The sequence below is a fragment of the Microbacterium sp. HD4P20 genome (genome assembly GCF_019449275.2).
Taxonomy (GTDB): domain Bacteria; phylum Actinomycetota; class Actinomycetes; order Actinomycetales; family Microbacteriaceae; genus Microbacterium.
This window is the reverse complement of sequence record NZ_JAHZQZ020000014.1, coordinates 261,858-280,285: the sequence shown is the minus strand read 5'-3', so window position 1 is coordinate 280,285 and position 18,428 is coordinate 261,858. Positions and strand designations below refer to the sequence as shown.

General features: G+C 70.0%; 17 protein-coding genes and 1 tRNA gene. 5 read left to right on the top strand and 13 right to left on the bottom strand.

What is annotated here, in order from left to right:
* The first annotated feature begins 113 nt into the window (after nt 1–113).
* Nucleotides 114–374 (top strand): 30S ribosomal protein S20, encoded by a 261-nt coding sequence (gene rpsT / locus K0817_RS09585; protein ID WP_219981229.1) that lies wholly within the window; start codon nt 114–116, stop codon nt 372–374.
* A gap of 85 nt (nt 375–459) precedes the next feature.
* Here the strand turns inward: rpsT and holA are convergent, their stop codons facing one another.
* The 5 genes from holA to K0817_RS09560 form a co-directional block, all read right to left on the bottom strand.
* On the bottom strand, nt 460–1,497 hold the full coding sequence (gene holA, locus K0817_RS09580) for a DNA polymerase III subunit delta (protein ID WP_219981228.1): 1,038 nt from the start codon (nt 1,495–1,497) through the stop codon (nt 460–462).
* A 27-nt stretch (nt 1,498–1,524) separates the two neighbouring features.
* Nucleotides 1,525–3,885 carry a ComEC/Rec2 family competence protein gene (locus K0817_RS09575; protein WP_219981227.1) on the bottom strand — a complete coding sequence of 787 codons (2,361 nt, stop codon included), beginning with the start codon at nt 3,883–3,885 and terminating at the stop codon, nt 1,525–1,527.
* Complete coding sequence (locus tag K0817_RS09570) at nt 3,882–4,517, bottom strand: ComEA family DNA-binding protein (RefSeq protein WP_253735284.1); 636 nt, start codon at nt 4,515–4,517, stop codon at nt 3,882–3,884. The genes K0817_RS09575 and K0817_RS09570 overlap by 4 nt, the downstream gene beginning before the upstream one ends.
* A 90-nt stretch (nt 4,518–4,607) precedes the next feature.
* Nucleotides 4,608–7,220: a leucine--tRNA ligase gene (leuS, locus tag K0817_RS09565; protein ID WP_374209544.1), complete on the bottom strand. Its 2,613-nt coding sequence runs from the start codon at nt 7,218–7,220 to the stop codon at nt 4,608–4,610.
* A 55-nt stretch (nt 7,221–7,275) separates the two neighbouring features.
* On the bottom strand, nt 7,276–8,595 hold the full coding sequence (locus K0817_RS09560; RefSeq protein ID WP_219981225.1) for an anthranilate synthase component I family protein: 1,320 nt from the start codon (nt 8,593–8,595) through the stop codon (nt 7,276–7,278).
* A gap of 41 nt (nt 8,596–8,636) precedes the next feature.
* On the opposite strand from K0817_RS09560, the gene K0817_RS09555 reads away from it, so the two are divergent.
* The 4 genes from K0817_RS09555 to K0817_RS09540 all read left to right on the top strand — a co-directional run bounded on the left by K0817_RS09555 (nt 8,637) and on the right by K0817_RS09540 (nt 12,031).
* Entirely contained in the window at nt 8,637–9,326 is a 690-nt protein-coding gene (locus K0817_RS09555; protein WP_219981224.1) for a DedA family protein, read from the top strand.
* 4 nt (nt 9,327–9,330) lie between these two features.
* Entirely contained in the window at nt 9,331–10,380 is a 1,050-nt protein-coding gene (locus tag K0817_RS09550; RefSeq protein ID WP_219981223.1) for an App1 family protein, read from the top strand.
* A 27-nt stretch (nt 10,381–10,407) separates the two neighbouring features.
* Nucleotides 10,408–11,121, top strand: a complete 714-nt coding sequence (locus K0817_RS09545; protein ID WP_219981222.1) for an SOS response-associated peptidase — start codon at nt 10,408–10,410, stop codon at nt 11,119–11,121.
* Between the two features lie 121 nt (nt 11,122–11,242).
* Nucleotides 11,243–12,031: a 3-methyladenine DNA glycosylase gene (locus K0817_RS09540; RefSeq protein ID WP_301339853.1), complete on the top strand. Its 789-nt coding sequence runs from the start codon at nt 11,243–11,245 to the stop codon at nt 12,029–12,031.
* Between the two features lie 220 nt (nt 12,032–12,251).
* Here K0817_RS09540 and K0817_RS09535 read toward each other — a convergent pair whose 3' ends face one another.
* The 8 genes from K0817_RS09535 to K0817_RS09500 form a co-directional block, all read right to left on the bottom strand.
* Complete coding sequence (locus K0817_RS09535; protein ID WP_219981221.1) at nt 12,252–13,931, bottom strand: acyl-CoA dehydrogenase family protein; 1,680 nt, start codon at nt 13,929–13,931, stop codon at nt 12,252–12,254.
* A gap of 67 nt (nt 13,932–13,998) precedes the next feature.
* Nucleotides 13,999–15,159: a PQQ-dependent sugar dehydrogenase gene (locus tag K0817_RS09530; protein ID WP_219981220.1), complete on the bottom strand. Its 1,161-nt coding sequence runs from the start codon at nt 15,157–15,159 to the stop codon at nt 13,999–14,001.
* On the bottom strand, nt 15,156–15,632 hold the full coding sequence (locus K0817_RS09525) for a VOC family protein (RefSeq protein ID WP_219981219.1): 477 nt from the start codon (nt 15,630–15,632) through the stop codon (nt 15,156–15,158). The genes K0817_RS09530 and K0817_RS09525 overlap by 4 nt, the downstream gene beginning before the upstream one ends.
* Nucleotides 15,633–15,730: 98 nt before the next feature.
* A tRNA-Ala gene (locus tag K0817_RS09520) sits at nt 15,731–15,803 on the bottom strand.
* 70 nt (nt 15,804–15,873) lie between these two features.
* Nucleotides 15,874–16,254 carry a ribosome silencing factor gene (gene rsfS / locus K0817_RS09515; protein ID WP_219981218.1) on the bottom strand — a complete coding sequence of 127 codons (381 nt, stop codon included), beginning with the start codon at nt 16,252–16,254 and terminating at the stop codon, nt 15,874–15,876.
* Nucleotides 16,254–17,525 (bottom strand): hypothetical protein, encoded by a 1,272-nt coding sequence (locus K0817_RS09510; protein WP_253735281.1) that lies wholly within the window; start codon nt 17,523–17,525, stop codon nt 16,254–16,256. The genes rsfS and K0817_RS09510 overlap by 1 nt, the downstream gene beginning before the upstream one ends.
* Complete coding sequence (nadD, locus tag K0817_RS09505; protein WP_219981217.1) at nt 17,522–18,118, bottom strand: nicotinate-nucleotide adenylyltransferase; 597 nt, start codon at nt 18,116–18,118, stop codon at nt 17,522–17,524. The genes K0817_RS09510 and nadD overlap by 4 nt, the downstream gene beginning before the upstream one ends.
* 9 nt (nt 18,119–18,127) lie before the next feature.
* Nucleotides 18,128–18,352 (bottom strand): hypothetical protein, encoded by a 225-nt coding sequence (locus K0817_RS09500; RefSeq protein ID WP_219981216.1) that lies wholly within the window; start codon nt 18,350–18,352, stop codon nt 18,128–18,130.
* Nucleotides 18,353–18,428: the final 76 nt, after the last annotated feature.

Below are 18,428 nucleotides of genomic sequence, written 5' to 3'. Positions count from 1 at the left end.
GAATCCTTGTTTGGCTTGCGTGTGGGTTTGTCCCTCACGACCGCCGCCAGGCGCCCTCTCTCGCCGAACGGCACATTCAATCCGATTCACTCCGAACGAAAGAACGTCGACACGTGGCGAACATCAAGTCGCAGATCAAGCGCAACAAGACCAACGAGAAGGCCCGCGAGCGCAACAAGGCCGTCAAGAGCGAGCTGAAGACGCACGTGCGCCGTACGCGCGAGGCTGTCGCCGCCGGCGACAAGGCCGCCGCCGAGAAGGCGCTGGCGACAGCGAACAAGAAGCTCGACAAGGCCGTGAGCAAGGGCGTCATCCACAAGAACCAGGCGGCCAACCGCAAGTCGGCGATCGCCAAGCAGGTCTCGGCGCTCTGACACGCCGTCGAAAGGCCCGCCTCCTCCGGGGTGCGGGCTTTTTCGCGCATCGAGAGCAGTCCTTCGCGCGCGAATAGGGCGCTGGTCAGGAACCGTAGGGCAGGCGCGTCGCGATCACGGTGACCATGCGCTCGAGTGCGAAGACGGCGTCCCGCGACCCACCCTTGACCTCGGCATCCGCCCTCGCCGTCGCCTGGATCGCCATGCCGAGTGTCGACTCGTTCCAGCCGGTGAGATCCCGCCGGGCCCGGTCGACCTGCCAGTCCTTCATACCCAGCCGCGCCGCCAACGCCGCAGAGGGCTCACGGTTGCCGGCGACCCGCGCCATCGTGCGCAGCTTCATGGCGAACGCCGCGACCAGCGGCACGGGGTCGGCTCCCGACGCTAGCGCGTGCCGCAGCGCGATCAGTGCCTCGCCGTACCGGCCTGCGATTGCGGTGTCAGCCACGGCGAACGATGAGATCTCCACCCGGCCGCCGTAGTACCGTTCGACGATCTGCTCACTCACGTCGCCCGGCACGTCGGCGATCAGCTGCTGACACGCGGCGGCCAGCTCGGTGAGGTCGTCGGCGAAGGCCGAGACGAGCGCCCGCAACGCCGCCGGCGCGATGCGCTTGTGGGAAGCCTGGAACTCGCCCGCTGCGAAATCGAAGCGGTCGGAGTCGCGCTTGACCGCGGGGCATGCGATCTCGACGCCGCCGCCCTCACCGGCGCGGATCGCATCGAGGAGCTTCTTCCCCCGCACACTCGCGCCGGTGTGACGAAGCACGACCGTCGCGCCATCCTGCGGCGCCGCGAGGTACGAAACCGCCTCGGCGAGGAACGCGTCGGAGCACTTCTCCACACCGGTCACCCTGACCAGACGCGGCTCACCGAACAGGGACGGAGAGGTGACGGCCAGAAGAGTCCCGGCTGCGTAGTCGTCAGCGCGCAGATCGGAGACCTCGAGCGTTGGGTCCTCCGCCCGCAGGTAGTCCCGGACGCCTGCGATGGCCCGCTCGGCGCAGACCTCCTCAGGGCCGGACACCAGCACGATCGGAGCCGGCTGCGGGGCGCGCCACGACAGCTGTGGGATCGCGCTGCGGGCGGTCTTCGCCGACGGGCGGCGAGGGGTGGGCGGCATGTCACCAGCCTACCCAGCAGCGCCGACTCAGCCGCCGCGCTCGCGCCAGACCGACAGTCGCTCGTCCCCCGGCCACACCGCGATCATCCCGTCCTGATCCGTGCGAGTGACGACCGCCCCGGTACGGGTGAGAACATCCAGGATCTCGTCACGCGGATGACCGTAGGTGTTGTCGGCACCCACCGTGAAGATCGCGACCGCGGGATCGGCGGCAGCGTAGAGGGCGGCATCCTGGTCCGCACTGCCATGGTGAGCCACCTTCACGACCTCGTAGGGCGCGGCGAGTGCGCCGGACGCGGTCAGGGCGCGCTGCGGCGACTCCGAAAGATCGCCGAGCAGGAGCATGGACGGTATTCCGCCGCCGCGCACGTCGAGCACCACGCTGGCGTCGTTGCCAGGAGGAAACGCGGTGCCCCCGGCCCGGGGCCACAGCACTCGCCACCGCGCGTCTCCGAGCGATCCGGTCAGTCCTGCCGATGCCTCGACCACATGCGCTCCGGCGTGCGACAGGACGGTGAGACCGGCCGCTGCGCCGTCGTCCGGCGGGCCGTGCAGGACGGTGTCGACGCGCCCGGCGACCGCGGACACTCCGCCCGCGTGATCGATGTCGAAGTGCGTGAGCACGAGCAGGTCGATCCGCTCGATGCCGGCGCGTGAAAGGCAGGCGGCGAGAGTCTCAGGATCGGGGCCGGTGTCGATCAGCGCGACGGCGCCTGCGGATCGGACCAGAACGGCATCGCCCTGTCCGATGTCGCAGGCCAGTACGGTCCAGTCGGCAGGCAGCGTCCAGCGGCCGGCCAGCGAACTCAGTGCCCCCACCCCGAGGAGGACGCCCGTGACGCTCGCCACGACGACGGTCGCGGCCAAGCGCAGCCGGCGAGAACGCCGGCTCGCTCCCGGCACGACCACGACGGCGGCGATCGCCGCGCTCACGACCGCGAGGGCTGCCGCTCCCGGCCATCCCTCGAACCAGGGCAGCAGATCCCCCGGCATCTGCGACACGGTGCCGGCCACCGCGGCGATCCACGACGCCGGCAACCAGGCCAGGGCGGCGAGGCCGGCTTGCATCCAGGGAAGGGGCGCGGTCAGGCAGGCCGCCAGGCCCAGCATCGTGGTGAGAGGTGCGGCCGGACCGGCGAGCAGATTGGCGGCGACGCCGAGCAGCGACACCTGCGGGGCGATCAACACGAGAAGTGGACCGCAGGCCAGCTGCGCCGCCAGGGGGACGGCCACGGCGAGGGCGAGCGGCCGGGGCATGGCGCGGGCCAAGCCGTCGGCGAGGGCCCGGGCGCCCAGCAGTAGTGACGCCGTGGCAGCCGTCGACAGTGCGAACCCGAGCGACGCGGCCAGCCAGGGATCTGCGACCAGCGCGGCGGTGACGGCGATGGAGAGCACCGCCATTCCCGTGCCGGTGCGTCCGAGCAGGAGACCGAGCATCGCGATCGCTGCCATGCCGGCAGCCCGTACGACGCTGGGTTCCGGCGTGACAAGGGCGACGAAGGCGAGCAGCACCGCCACCCCGATCCCGACGCGGGCGGCGCGCGGTGCGCCCATGGCCGCCGCACCGGCGAACGCGATGCCGACGACCAGGGCGCAGTTCGCCCCTGACACCGCCGTCAGGTGTGAGAGGGAGGACTCCTTCATGGCGGTGTCCAGCCCAGGCGTCACCGCCGACGTGTCGCCCACCGCCAGGCCCGGCACCAGCCCGGCACCCGCGCCCGGGAGCCCCGCGACCGAACGGACGAGCCCCTGACGCAGATGCGCGGTGACGCCCGCGATCCCGTCGGGCGCCCGGAGCACCTCCACACCACGCGATGCCCACAGCGCCGCGATCGCCCGCTCCCCCGGCCGCGCGGGTCCCGCCGTCCCGCTGACCCTGACGCGCGCGCCGACATCCAGCGCCCCCAAGTCATCCACCGCGGCCGGGTCCACGCGCACGACGACCTCGGCGCGCGTCTCCAGCATGCGAGGCCCGGCCGCCCAGCGCAGCGCGGTCGCATCGAACGCGAGAGTCCCGTCGGCGCGACGCTCGATCTTGCCCACAACATCCGCCAGCACGGCGACTGCCCGGCCATCTCCCCTCGTGAACGCTGCGGCCTCCTCGCGCGCGGGCAGGGCGAGAGCGACGTGCGAGGCGACGGCCGCTGACGCCGCTGCCGCGAGCACCAGGACGAGCGCCGTGCGGCGGACACCCGCCTGCCCGTCGCGGCGCGCTCGCGCGGCGCGAGTGCGCAGAGCCAGAACGGCCGTCGTCGCCACCGCGACCGTCCAGAATGCGACCGCCATCCCGGCGGCCGCGGCGGGCAGCAGGATGGCGGCGCCGCCGGCTGCCCACGCGGCCGCGGCGACGGGCACCAGCCGCAGCGACGCACTGAGGCGTGTGTTCATACCGTCACGAGATCGCGCAGGGAGGCCAGCATCTTGTCACCGATCCCGGGCACCGCCAGGAGGTCCTCGACGCTCGTGAAGCCGCCGTTCTCGTCCCGCCAGGCGATGATCCGCTCCGCCATGGCGGGACCGATGCGCGGGAGGGTATCGAGCTGCGCGGCATCGGCGCTGTTCAGGTTCACCGGGCCGTCATCGTCACTGGTGAACGCTCCGCTCGCGTCGGGGATCGTCTCCCCTACCACCGGCGCGTGAAGCTGCTCACCGTCGTCGAGCTGCCGCGCGAGGTTGACGGCGGCACGGTCCGCCGTCGGGGCGAACCCGCCCGCTGCCGCCACGGCATCGACGACGCGGGAGCCTGCCGGGAGCACGTACAGCCCGGGCACGGCGACGGCGCCCGACACATGCACGTAGAGGTCTGCCGTCGCCCCTGCCGCGGGTGCCGCGCCCGTCGAGGTTGCCGAGGCGCCTGGCGGCGGAGTGCGGTCGATGACGATCTCGTCGACCGGTGCGGCCGCCCCTCGGAAGATGCCGATGACGACCGTGATCGCGAGGGCAGCGATCACGAGGACGACCACCGCCCCGACCCCGAATCGGCGACGTTCGCCGGTTTCGGGGCTGTCGGCTCCAGTCACGCACCCACGCTAGAGAGCACCGATGGGTGGATGGCCCCGATCCGGATCATCTGTGCAGACCCGCAGCGGCGGACCGCCTGGGGAGGAGCCTCAGTGCGTGCTGAAGCTCACGACTTTCGGCGGCCGCACCACCGCGCGCGTGATCTCACGTCCCGCAAGCGAACGGGTGACCCGCTCGTCAGCTCGAGCGAGCTTCTCCAGGTCGGCCGCGTCGATGCGTGCCGGCACGGTGAGCGTGGCGCGCACCTTGCCGTCGATCTGGACGACAGCGGTGACGCTCTCTTCGACCAGGAGGGTCGGATCCGGGTTGCGCCACGGCACCAGGCCGACGAAGCCGTCGTATCCGAGGATCTCCCACATCTCCTCCGCGGTGTGCGGGGCGAACAGGTCGAGGATCATCGCCGTGGCCTCGGCCGCCTCCCGTACTGCGGGATCGGCGGGACCCGCTCCCGTGTCGATGGCCTTGCGGGTCGCGTTCACCAGCTCCATCAGCCGCGCGACGACGACGTTGAACTTGGTCTGCTCGACCAGCCCCGGGGCATCCGCCAGCAGGCGATGCGTGACACGACGCAGCGACGCATCCCCCTCTGCCCACACCACATCGGGGGCGCTGGCGACATCCTTGGCGACGCGCCACGCACGTGCGAGGAACTTCTGCGCGCCCGTCGTCGAGACGTCCTCCCAGTTGATGTCGTCCTCGACGGGACCGGCGAAGACGATCGCCACGCGCGAGGCGTCGGCACCGGGATCGACCATGCTGGCCGCGAACTCGACGAGGTTCCCCTTGGACTTCGACATCTTGGTGCCGCCGAGCAGCACCATGCCCTGGTTGATGAGGCTCGAGAACGGTTCGGTGAAGTCGACGAGCCCCATGTCGAAGAGGACCTTGGTGATGAACCGCGCGTACAGCAGGTGCAGGATCGCGTGCTCCACGCCGCCGATGTACGAGTCGACGGGCGCCCAGCGGTCCGCTTCGCGCGACGAGAAGGCCTGCGTCGGGTCGTTCGCGCCGAGGAATCGCAGGAAGTACCACGAGCTGTCGACGAACGTGTCCATCGTGTCGGGATCCCGCAGGGCCGGTTCCCCCGTCTCGGGGTCGACGGTCTGGATCCATTCGGCGGCCCCGCCCAGCGGCGACGTGCCCTTGGGGGCGAGGTCGAGCCCACGGGCATCCGGCAACTCCAGCGGCAGCTGGTCCTGCGGAACGGGCACGATGCGACCGTCCTGTGTGTGGATCATCGGGATCGGCGTGCCCCAGAATCGCTGGCGCGAGATGAGCCAGTCGCGCAGCCGGTACGACTTCGCGGCGCGGCCGGTGCCGGCTGCGGTCATCTCTTCGACGATGCGCGTGATCGCGTTCCGCTTCGACAGCCCGTCCAGCGAACCGGAGTTGATCATCCGACCGTCACCGGTGAGCGCGATGCCTGTCTTGGCAGGGTCGAGATCCGACAGCGAGTCGCCGGCACCCGGATCGATCGGCACACCCTCGTCATCCAGCTCGATGACCGGGATCGCGCCAGTGATCGGCGCGGTGGTGTCGACGACCACCTTCACCGGAAGATCGAAAGCCCGCGCGAAGTCGAGGTCGCGCTGATCATGCGCCGGCACGGCCATGACCGCTCCGTGGCCGTAGTCGGCCAGGACGTAGTCCGCGGCCCAGATCGGGAGCCGCTCACCGTTGATCGGGTTGATCGCGTAGCGGTCGAGGAAGACGCCGGTCTTGGGTCGATCGGTGCTCTGACGCTCGATGTCGGTCTCGCGCTGAACACGCTCGAGGTAGTCCTGAAAGCGCAGGCGCACCTCGATCGACGATCCCGCCGCGAGCTCCGCCGCAAGGTCGCTGTCGGGAGCGACCACCATGAAGGTCGCGCCGTGGAGGGTGTCGGGCCGGGTCGAGAACACCGTCACCTTGTCGGCGCGGCCCTCGATCTCGAAGTCGATGTCGGCGCCGATCGAACGGCCGATCCAGTTCCGCTGCATGCGGATGACCTTCTGGGGCCAGAAGCCCTCGAGCTGGTTCAGGTCATCCAGCAGGCGGTCGGCGTATTCGGTGATCTTGAAGTACCACTGCGTGAGCTTCTTCTTGACCACTTCCGCGCCGCAGCGCTCGCAGTGGCCGTCCACGACCTGCTCGTTGGCGAGCACCGTCTGGTCGTTGGGGCACCAGTTGACCGGGCTCTCTTTGCGATACGCGAGGCCTCGCTCGAAAAGGCGCTGGAACAGCCACTGATTCCAGTGGTAGTACTCGGGATCGCTGGTGTGGAGGATCCTGCTCCAGTCGTACGAGGAGCCGTATCGGCGGAAGCTCTTCTTGTGCTGCTCGATGTTGGAATAGGTCCACTCACGCGGGTCGGCGCCGCGCTGGATCGCCGCATTCTCGGCGGGCAGCCCGAACGAGTCCCAGCCGATCGGGTTCAGCACGTTGTAGCCGCGATGACGCCAGAAGCGCGCCACCACATCGACGTACGCATAGCTCTCGGCGTGGCCCATGTGCAGGTCGCCGGACGGGTAGGGGAACATGCCGAGGACGTACTTGCGCGGGCGGGTGTCTTCGTCGCCGCCGGCGCGGAACGGGTCGGCCTCGGCCCACCGAGCCTGCCACTTCTCCTGGATTGCGAAGGCCTCATAGCCGCCGTCCGAGGGCGAGCTGCCGTCGGCGGGCACAGAAGTGTCGGGGGTCTGACTCACGGGGGAAGAACCAATCATGGGATGCCGGGGGCGCGCAAGGCGCGACCTCCAGGTTAGCGGAATGACGCGCTCACCAGCCGGAGGGCAGTTCGGCGCCGAGAGCGGCCAGAGGTCCCCTCGCCTTGATGCCGACCTCGGCCACCTCGGCCGCGGCATCCGATCTCCACGTGATTCCCCCGCCTGCCCCGACATACGCCCGGTCGGGGTCGACCACGATGGAGCGGATCACCATGGCGAGGTCCAGTGCGCCGTCGGCGCCGACCCATCCGAAGCAACCGGCGAAGAGTCCGCGCGGACCGTGTTCGAGCCGGTGCAGGATCGACATCGCCGACAGCTTGGGCGCGCCGGTCATGCTCCCGGCGGGAAACGCCGCGCCCAGCAGCCCGTCGAGCGTCGTGCCGGGCATGAGGCGTCCCGAGACCGTGCTCACCAACTGATGCACAGCCGCGTACGACTCGACCTGCAGCAGCCCGTCGACGCCTACCGAGCCGGGCAGGCAGACCTGAGACAGGTCGTTGCGCATGAGGTCGACGATCATGATGTTCTCGGCGCGCTCCTTGTCGCTCGCGGTGAGCTCCGCGACCAGGGCTGCGTCCGCAGCGGGAGTCCGTCCCCGGGGCCGCGTCCCCTTGATCGGCCGCGTGCGCACGATGCCCGCCTCGCCCTCTGCGCCGACCTCGAGAAATCGCTCGGGGCTCGCGCTCAGCAGTGCGACGCCACCGGAGCGGATGAAGCCGCCGTGGTGGGCGGGGGTGGCCGCGCGCAGCCGTGCATACACGGCGACGGGATCGACGGATGCCTCGATGTCGAACCTCGTCGTGAGGCACAACTGGTACGCATCGCCCTCACGGATCGCCTCGCGGCAGCGCTCGATCAGCTGCGCATACTCGTCCGGTCGATGGCGTGCCTCCGCCACGCGGCGCGGCGCGGCCGAGGTGCCCTCACCGCCGCCTGCCGTCGGCTGGATGGCCGACACTTCCGCCGCGAGCCGCGCAACGTCCGGCGCGGGTGCGAACGCCCACGCACGGCGGCGCGTGTGGTCGAAACCGATCATGCGCTCGGTCCGCAGCCACAGTTCGTGCGGGACGCTGTCGTCGTCCCGACTGGAGGGAGCTCCGGCCCGGGCCGCGGCGGCGTCGTATCCCGCCCAGCCGACCCAGCCGCCGGCGAACCGCCCGGAGTCCGCGACTCCCCCTGGGCCGGCGCACACCGTCGCGCGCACCGCGGCCGGATCGTCGGGCGCACCGGATCCGACCCAGCTCCAGCCCTCGCGCGCCTCGGGACCGGCATCCAGCCAGAAGACATGCTCGTCGGTGCCGAACCGAGCCTCGAACACCGACGCCGGATCCACCCACCGTTCGACGGGGAGGGCGACGAGGGGTTCCGACATGTTCTCAGGCTAAAGGGCGGCCAGCCCTCTAGGCTCATGGCGTGAACGAGTTCCTCACGTGGCTGCTCGATGCGGTGCAGAGCGTCGACCCCGTGATCAGGACTTTGCTGGCCGGTGTCGCCATCATGCTCGAGACCAGTGTCCTCGTCGGTCTCGTGGTCCCGGGAGACACCGTCGTGATCGTCGCGGCGACTGCTGTGGCCTCGCCCACGGAGGGCATCCTGCTGGGGATCACCGTGGTGCTCGGCGCCCTGCTCGGCGAGAGCATCGGATTCTGGCTCGGGCGCTTCCTGGGTCCGCGGATCCAGCATTCCCGGCTGGGACGCCGGATCGGTGAGAAGAACTGGCAGCGCTCGGAGCGGTATCTGCGTCGCCGAGGCGGACCGGCGATCTTCCTGTCACGATTCCTGCCCGTGCTCCACTCGCTCGTCCCCCTCACGGTCGGCATGAGCGGCTACCCGTACCGTCGCTTTCTCGCCTGGACGGTTCCCGCGTGCCTCGTATGGGCGGCGCTGTACATCTCGGTGGCCTCTCTCGCGGCCGGCACGTACCGCGAGCTGGCCGATCGCCTGCACTACGCCGGTTACATCTTCGTCGCGATCATCGTGGTGTTCCTCGTGCTCGTCTATGCCAGCAAGAAGGTCATCGAACGCGTCGAGCGCAAGCACCTGGATCACGACGGTCAGGACGAGCCACGGGACGGGGCCCGTCTGACGGACGTGGAAGACTGAGGGGATGCCCGATTCCACTGCCGCGCCCGCTCGCGCGAAGGTGCTGTGGCTGGCACGCCTCGAGTACCGGTTCCACTCCTGGCGCGAGCGTCGTGCCCGTCGTCGCGGTCAGAAGCCGACGGTCACTCCATTCCCGTGCTACGCCGGGCCCGACTGGGTGCGGGTGCTCGGACGGGTCATGATCGTGCCCCCGGTGAAGCAGACCGAGTCCGGCGAGTACGCGAGCGTGCGCGGCTGGCGCAGCTTCGTCGCGGTCCCCATCGGCTACGCGCAGGTGACGGTGACGATCGGCGGCAGCGAGCACGTCGTCGTGGCTGACCGCGGTGGGGTGATCGACACACGCCTCCCGGCGCAACTGGAGCCGGGATGGCAGACGTTCACGATGTCGGTCGAAGGCGGCGAGCCGATCGAGACGCGCGCGTTCATCGTCGGTCCCGACATCCGCTTCGGCGTGGTCTCGGACGTGGATGACACCGTCATGGTGACCGCGCTTCCTCGCCCGCTGCTGGCGGCGTGGAACTCGTTCGTCGTCGATGAGCACGCGCGGCAGCCGGTGCCGGGCATGGCGGTCCTGATGGAGCGCGTCGTGCGAGACCATCCCGGATCCCCGCTGATCTACCTGTCCACCGGTGCTTGGAACGTCGCGCCCACCCTGATGCGGTTCCTGCGTCGTCATGTCTTCCCGCCGGGTGCGCTGCTGCTCACTGACTGGGGCCCCACCCACGATCGCTGGTTCCGCAGCGGCAAGGACCACAAGCTGGCGAACCTGCGCCGTCTCGCGCAGGAGTTTCCGCAGGTCAAGTGGCTTCTGGTCGGCGATGACGGACAGCACGACGACGAGATCTACACCACCTTCACCGACGAGAACCCCCACAACGTCGTGGCGGTCGCCATTCGGCGGCTTTCGCCCGCCGAGGCAGTGCTCGCCGGCGGCCGCACGGCGGTCAACGATCACGCCGCCGCCGAGGTGCCGTGGGTGACCGACAGCGACGGAGCGGGTCTCCTCGAGCGGCTGGAAGGCGTCGGCGTGCTGAGCCCCGACGCGCCGCGCTGACGTCGGGGTCGGGCGTAGGCTGGCCGCATGTGCGGACGCTTCGTGGTGGCAAATGCCGGCTCCGAACTGGTCGGCGTGCTCCGGGTCGATGTGGAGGCCGACGACCTGCCGGAGCCCTCGTACAACATCGCTCCCACTGATCGGGCGGCGATCGTGATCGACTCGGCCAAGACCGAGCCTCCCACCAGGCGGCTCGAAGCCGCCCGCTGGGGGCTCGTACCGGGGTGGGCCAAGGACCCCAAGATCGGCGCGCGCGCGTTCAACGCACGTGCCGAAGAGCTCGAGGACAAGCCGATGTTCCGCACCGCGCTCGAGAAGCGTCGGGCGGTCGTGCCGACCTCCGGGTACTACGAGTGGAAGACCGCCGACGGCGTCAAGACACCTCACTACATCCACCCCGCGGATGGGCAGCCCCTGTTCCTCGCGGGCCTGTACGAATGGTGGCGCGACAAGACCAAGAATGACGACGATCCCGAGCGCTGGCTGCTGAGCTTCACGATCCTGACGCGGGACTCCATCGGCCATCTCGGCTCGATCCATGACCGCATGCCCCTGTTCCTGGATCCCGACCACGCCGACGCATGGCTGGATCCCACAACCGACAACGTGCGCGATGTCCTCGATGCCGCGATCGACGCCGCGCCGGCCTTGGCCGACGCGCTCGAGGACCACCCCGTGTCCAAGGCTGTGGGCAACGTGCGGAACAACTCCCCCGAGCTGATCGAGCCGGTCGAGGAGTGAGTGTCCGCTCGAGCGCCGCACGTATCCTCGAACGGTGACGATCGCTGCTCCCACCGGTGTGCCGGTACTCCGCGCCGCGGACTGGCGAGCCCGCCAGAGCGCGCACGAACGACGCGCCGACATGCTCTCAGCTGCGCACCGCGAACGTGCCGGACGCGGTGAGTCACACCCCGTCGAGGACTTCCTCTTCACCTACTACTCGTACAAGCCGTCGGTGCTGCGTCGCTGGCATCCGGGCGAGGGCGCGGAACTCGCGGATGCCGCCGACTCACCCCGCGGCGGGTGGCGATGGTATCGCCCGGGCGCGGCGCGCGGCTCCGTAGCCGTCGACGGCACCGCCTTCCGGGCCGAGCGAGGCCGCCTGCTCGCGAACGTCGCCACGATTCTGCAGGCCACGGCCGATCGCGCGCCGGGCTTCGGCTGCTTCGGCCTGCACGAATGGGCGATGGTGTACCGACACCGCGAGCACCGCCATCCGATTCCCCTTCGTCTCGGCGCGGCGGCGACGGACGCCGTCGTCGAAGCGCACGATCTGCGGTGCACCCACTTCGATGCCTTCCGCTTCTTCACGCCGGAAGCCGTGCCCCGCAATCGCGAGACGCTGGCGCGCGATCGCCAGGCCGAGAACGAGCAGCCGGGATGCCTGCACGCCGGGATGGACCTGTACAAGTGGGCCGTCAAGCTCGGCCCGCTCGTGCCCGGAGAGCTGCTGCTGGACGCATTCGCCCTCGCGCGCGACGTCCGGGTGCTCGACATGCGGGCCTCGCCCTACGATCTCAGCGAGTGGGGGTATGACCCCGTGCCGATCGAGACCGCCGAGGGCAAGGCGAGGTACGTGCGGGAACAGCGCGGGTTCGCCGCCCGCGGGCAGCGGATCCGCCGCCGCCTGCTCGCGATCGCGGCCGGCTGAGGCACGTCAATCGACCGAGGGCCACTCCGCGCACGTGGTCAAGCCGCGCCCCTCCGCAGCCAGAGTGAGTCGTCCGTCGCTGTCACGCCTTCGAACCGAGGTCCTTCGGTGGAGCGGTGCCGCGCAGACGACGGCGGCGCCGGCGATCACAGCGCCCGCGACCCGCTGTGCAATTCTCACCTGACCAGCCTGGGTCGAGGCGGTCCGCCGCCGCCCGCTCTCAGTGACGGGCGAGGATGGCCGCAGCATCCGTTCCCGCGGGGAGCACGCCGTACTGCTGGCCTCGATCGTCGCCCAGACGCGCCTGGATGAAGGTCTCGGCATCGTGCACCGGCGCATGCCGGAGCATGAGCGACCCCTGAAACGCGAGAGCGAGGTCCTCGCTGAGCCGGCGGGCCTGCGGCTGGGCATCGGCGGTCTCCGCGCGGGCCAGCCGGGACAGGAGCGACAGGGTCCGGGCAGCGTGGGCATCGAGCACCGGCGACAGGCCCTTGGTGGACGCGAGTTCGTCGGCGAACGCTTCGCCCGAGGTGCTGTCCCGTGTCAGAGCGCGCAGCACGTCGAGTGCGATCACGTTGCCCGACCCCTCCCAGATCGCCATGACCGGCTGCTCGCGGTATCGCCGCGCGAGCGGGAACGCCTCGGTGTACCCGTTGCCGCCCAGGCACTCGAGCGCTTCGTACGCGTGATGCGGGCCTCGCTTGCAGACCCAGTACTTCGACACAGGCGTCGCCAGCCGACGCAAGGCGATATCGCGATCAGATGCCTCATCCTCGAACAACTGCGCGAGGCGCATCCCGGTGAGCATCGCCGCCTCGTACTCGAGCGCGAGATCGGCCAGCACCGCCGTCATGACAGGCTGGTCGACCAGCAGCGCACCGAACGCCGCGCGTCCACGCGTATGCCACAGCGCCTCGGCGACGGACTGCCGCATTCCGGCGGCTGTGCCCAGCACGCAGTCAAGACGCGTGCGCTGCACCATCTCGATGATGGTGCGGACGCCGCGCCCCGGCTCGCCGACGACCAGGCCGACCGTCCCGTCGAACTCCACCTCGGCCGACGCGTTGGCGCGGTTGCCGAGCTTGTCCTTGAGCCGCTGGATGCGGAAGACGTTCCGCGTGCCGTGCGGGAGGGTCCGTGGCACGAACAGGCACGAGAGCCCTTCGTCGGTCGCTCCGCGCCGCGTCTGCGCCAGCACCAGGAACCCATCCGACATGGGGGCCGAGCAGAACCATTTGTGTCCGGTCAGCTGATACGCGTGACCGCCCATCGACGTGCCGACGGTGGTGCCCGCTCGTACGTCCGATCCACCCTGCTTCTCGGTCATCGCCATGCCGATCAACGCGCTGCGCTTCTGCTCGTTGGGCAGCAGTCGAGGCTCGTAGTCGCGCGAGTACACCCGCGGAAGCCACTCCTGCGCGATCCACGGCGAATCCTTGATCGAGGCGACCGCCGCGTGCGTCATCGAGACCGGGCACGCGTGGCCCGGCTCGACCTGCGCGAAGAGCATGAACATGGCCGCGCGGGCGGTGTGCGCACCGGGTTGGGGTTCGGCCCAGGCGGATGTGTGGGCGCCGCGCGCGAGAGCCGCGGCGATCACACGGTGATAGGACGGGTCGTACTCGACCTCGTCCAGGCGGAACCCCCACCGATCGTGGGTGTGGGCGACGGGCGTGTGCACATTGGAAAGGTGCGCGTCGCGCTGGAAATCTGCAGATCCGACCAGTCCCCCGGCTTCGTCGAGCGCACCGCTCGCCCAGCCGGCGCCGAACGCGTCGACGGCTGAGCGCAGCGGCGCGTTGAGCGCGAACTCATCGACATCGACCCGCCACGGTGGCTGATTCTCGACGTGGTGCGTCGCTGCGCCGATGACGCGCTGGCCACGAGAGAACGGCGTCATGCACTCACCGTAGCGTCCCGCGTCCGACGATCGTCCGCGCACGGACGAGGAACGCCACGATGTCGCCTCATTCCGCCGGCGCCAGTTCCACCCGCAGCAGCAGGTCGTCTTCCGGCCGCGGGCTGCCGCGCCCGTCGGTGTTGTTGGTCAGGATCCAGAGCGACCCGTCGGGCGCCACGACGGCGTCCCGCAGGCGGCCCTGCTGACCCGCCAGCGCCGCGACGGGTTCGGCGGCGGCCGCTCCCCCGCGCGTATCGAGCATCCACAGCCGCTCTCCGCGCAGACCGGCGATGAACACCGTGGCGTCTCGTGCTGCGATCCCGCTCGGGCTCGCCTCGCTGGTCGCCCACACCGCGACGGGGTCGATGAATTCCGGTGCTCCTCCCTCGCCCTCGACGAGCGGCCAGCCGTAGTTGCCGCCGGCCTCGATGCGATTCAGCTCGTCCCACGTGTTCTGGCCGAACTCGCTCGCCCACAGTGTGCCGTCGGCCGTCCAGGCGATGCCCTGCACGTTGCGGTGGCCGAGGGAGTACACCGCGTTGCCCCAGGGGTTGCCGGGCGCCGGATCCCCGTCCGGCGTGACGCGGAGGATCTTGCCGCCGAGCGCCTCCGGATCCTGTGACGCGTCGCGCCGTTGCGCGTCGCCCGTGGTGATGTACAGGTGTCCGTCCGGTCCGAACGCGATCCTCCCGCCGTTGTGCGTGTTCGCGCGCGGGATGCCGGTGAGGATCGTCTCCGGTTCGCCCAGCATCAGCGACCCGGGTTCACCGAGGAGCGCCATCCGGATCACCCGGTTGTCGTCCGCTGCTCCGAAGTACGCGTAGAGGAGCATCTCGCCGTCGCGCGCGAAGAGCGCGAGACCATGGAGTCCGGACTCCCCTCCTGAGACCACCCCGGGAACCGTGCCGACGGCGCGCAGTGCGCCGCCCGGCGCGAGTTCGAGGATCTGGCCGTCGTCGCGCTGCGAGATCAGCGCGCCGCCCTCGGCGAGGGGCACCACCGACCATGGCGCCTGCAGTCCCGCCGCCAGCGTCGCGACATCGTCCGTTGCCCGCCACCACTGCGCGGGATCCGAGGCCGTCGGCGCGGGAGCCGCGGTCGCCGAGATGGAGGGAGGTGCCGGCGAGAGCGGTACCGAGGTGCATCCGGATGCCACAGCCAGCGTCAGGACGAGGGCTGCGGGGAACGCGGCGCGAACGCACGGTTTCGACCTTCCAGGGCGATTCACGATTGGGCGGCGGCCGCCTCGAGGGCAGCGATGTCGATGCGCCGCATGTGCAGCATCGCCTGGACGGCACGGTGTGCGATTTCGGGGTCGGGGTTCCGGATCAGCTCGACGAGCCGGTCAGGTATGACCTGCCACGACAGTCCCCACCGGTCCTTCAGCCAGCCGCACGGCTGCTCCTGGCCGCCGTCGGCGGTGAGCGCATCCCAGTAGCGATCGATCTCTGCCTGGTCGGCGCACGACACGTAGAGCGAGATCGCCTCCGTGAAGGGGAACTGCGGGCCCGCATCCATCGCGTGGTAGTCCCGGCCGGCGAGCCGGAAGTGCACGTGCGTGACCTTGCCGCCCAGCCCCGGGACCTCGTCCGGGTAGCGGCCGATCGACACGATCTCGGAGTCGGGGATGAGACCGGTGTAGAACGTCACCGCTTCCTCAGCGGCGTCGTCGAACCACAGGAACGGGATGACAGAGGTCATGGATTCACCCTTGCTCACGGCATCCTCGGGCGCAATGGCGGCTTCGATCGGATCGGCGCAAAAGGAAACGCCCCGCATGCGCGGGGCGTCTGCTTCGGTGGACCTGAGGGGACTCGAACCCCTGACCCCCTGCATGCCATGCAGGTGCGCTACCAGCTGCGCCACAGGCCCGGATGCCGTCCCGAACCGTGCGGGACAACTCATCTAGCCTACAACATCCGCGAGTGTGCTCCGCACACCGTCAGTCCTCGGTGACCGCTGACGCGGGCACGTCGACGGGTACGACGGGGCAGTCCTTCCACAGCCGCTCGAGGCCGTAGTAGACGCGCTCCTGCTCGTGGAAGACGTGCACGACGAGGTCACCGAAGTCGATCAGCACCCACCGCGACTCCTGGCGGCCCTCACGTCGGAGCCGCTTGTGGCCGCCCTCGAGAAGCTTGTCTTCGATCTCGTCCGCGATGGCCGCGACGTTGCGTTCGCTGCGGCCGGTGACCAGCAGGAAGATGTCAACGAGCGGCAGCGGCCCCGACACGTCGAGGGCGACGAGATCCTCGCCGCCCTTCGAGTCCGCGGCTGCCGCCGCGATCTTCAGCATGTCGTGGGACTGCGTGCTCGCCGTCATCAGAAGACTCCTGTCACGAAGGCGAGGATGAGCACGCCCGCGAGTGCGAGCGCCAAGACGCCCGCGGTGATCGCGAGCGACATCATCAGGCGGTTGCCCTTCTCGGGCACGGGCGGTTTGATGACCTCGCCCGGCGTCTTGACCGTGCTGACTGCCGAGCTCGCGGCGATCGGCGTGGGCGACGAGTGCGACGGAAGCTCGCCGTCGACCAGTGTCGCGTCGATCTCCTTGCCGTCGGCTGTGCCCCTGGCGTGCCCGGTCGAACCGAGGCCTTCGGGAAGGTTGAAGGTCCCCGTCACGAGGACATCGCCCGTGGCCGTCACGGGCCCGACGAGCGGAGACACTTCGGGCGCCTGCGAGACGATGAGCGCGTTCGGCATCGAGACCGACCCCGTCGAGCGTGAGAGGAGCTGATCGAAGGAGGCGGGAAGGTCCACGAGGGGCTCTACGGTGGGTGCCGTGCCGAGAAGCCCGGCCCCGAGCAGCGGGTTGACGACGGCTCGCGCTCCCTCGTCGACTTCATCATCAGCGGGAGCCTCGTTCGGGGCGTCCACGACGGGGGCGAACGGCAGATCCCCGAACGGTGACGTCGCCCCGGCTTCCGCGCCGGGGACCGCGTCCATCTGCGCATCGGCGGGCGCGACGGCGGTTTCGTGCTGTGCCCACGGGAACGCGGCCTCGACCGGCGCGCGCTGCGGCTCCGGCTGCTGCCCCGAGAAGCCGAACGCCGAGTGAAGGCCACTGTCGGCCCTGACGGTCTCGGGGTCCTCGCGCTCGGCATCCGTGTCTTCGGCGGACGTCGCGGTGTCTTCGGGCTCGGTGGTCTCGGGCTCCGTGGTCTCGGGCTCTGCGAGAAGTGCCGATCGGGCGTCTTCGACGGGTCGGTCGGCGGCGGGGAACGCGAAGGTCGGCGCAGGCGATGCGGGGGCGCCGGCGTGGGCGGCCACGACCTCGGGGGTGATGACGGGCACGGATGCTGTGCGAATGCGCTCCTGCTGACGAGCCTGACGACGTGTGAGGGGCGAGACTCCGAGGTCCACAGCCGAGTCGGCCACGGGCGGGGGCGGCACGACGGCCGGTGTGGAGGGTCGCGGCAACGGGGCCGGCGAGACGGGCTCCGACTGCTCTGGCGCGGCGGCGGGCGTGCCCGCGTCGGGCGCAGGCTCGGATGCCGATGCGGGCGGAATCACCGGGTTCGAACCCGTGTTGCGGATCTCGCGCATCTGCTTGCGCGTGAGGGGTGGCGTTGCCGGCTGCTCGGGTGTGCTCATTCCTTGCTCCGGTAGAGGTGGTGCTTCGCAATGTATTGGACGACCCCGTCGGGAACGAGGTACCACACCGGGTGCCCCCGACTCACCCGATCTCGGCAGTCCGTCGACGAGATGGCGAGGGCGGGAATCTCGAGCTGACTGACGTCGTCGCTGGGCAACCCGTCGGTGTTGAGGACGTGTCCCGGGCGGGACACCGCCACGAAGTGGGCGAGGTCCCACAACTCATCATGGTCCCTCCAACTGAGAATTTGCGCCAAGGCGTCGGCGCCCGTGATGAAGAACAGTTCCGCGTCGGGACGCAACGCCTTCAGATCGCGCAGCGTGTCGATGGTGTAGGTGGGGCCGGTGCGGTCGATGTCGACGCGACTGACGGTGAAGCCAGGATTGGAGGCCGTGGCGATGACCGTCATGAGGTAGCGATCCTCGCTCGGCGACACCTCCGCCTTCTGCCAAGGCTCGCCCGTGGGAACGAACACGACCTCATCGAGGTCGAACCACTGTGCGACCTCGCTGGCGGCGACGAGGTGTCCGTGATGGATGGGGTCGAACGTCCCACCCATGACCCCGATCCTCGGGGCACCCGTCGCCGACATACGGTCGGCCTAGTGGCCGTGCCCCGATCGCTGTACGTCATTCGCGTGGGCTCGGGCGTAGGCCTCTGCCTTGTGCGCGTGGCGATTGGCCACGTTCCGATACGACAGCGTGACCAGCGCGAGCCCGGCGAACACCACGATCGCGACGATCCCGTAGCCGACCGTCTCGAGTGCGACGTTGCCGTGGTGCTCGGTTTCCTCGGCGGCCAGGGCGATGATCGTGGCGAGTGTCATTCGTGCTCCGTTCGGATTCGCCTCAGCAGGCGCGGGACTGATCCAGTTTATGCCTCACGCGCCCGCGGTGCCGACG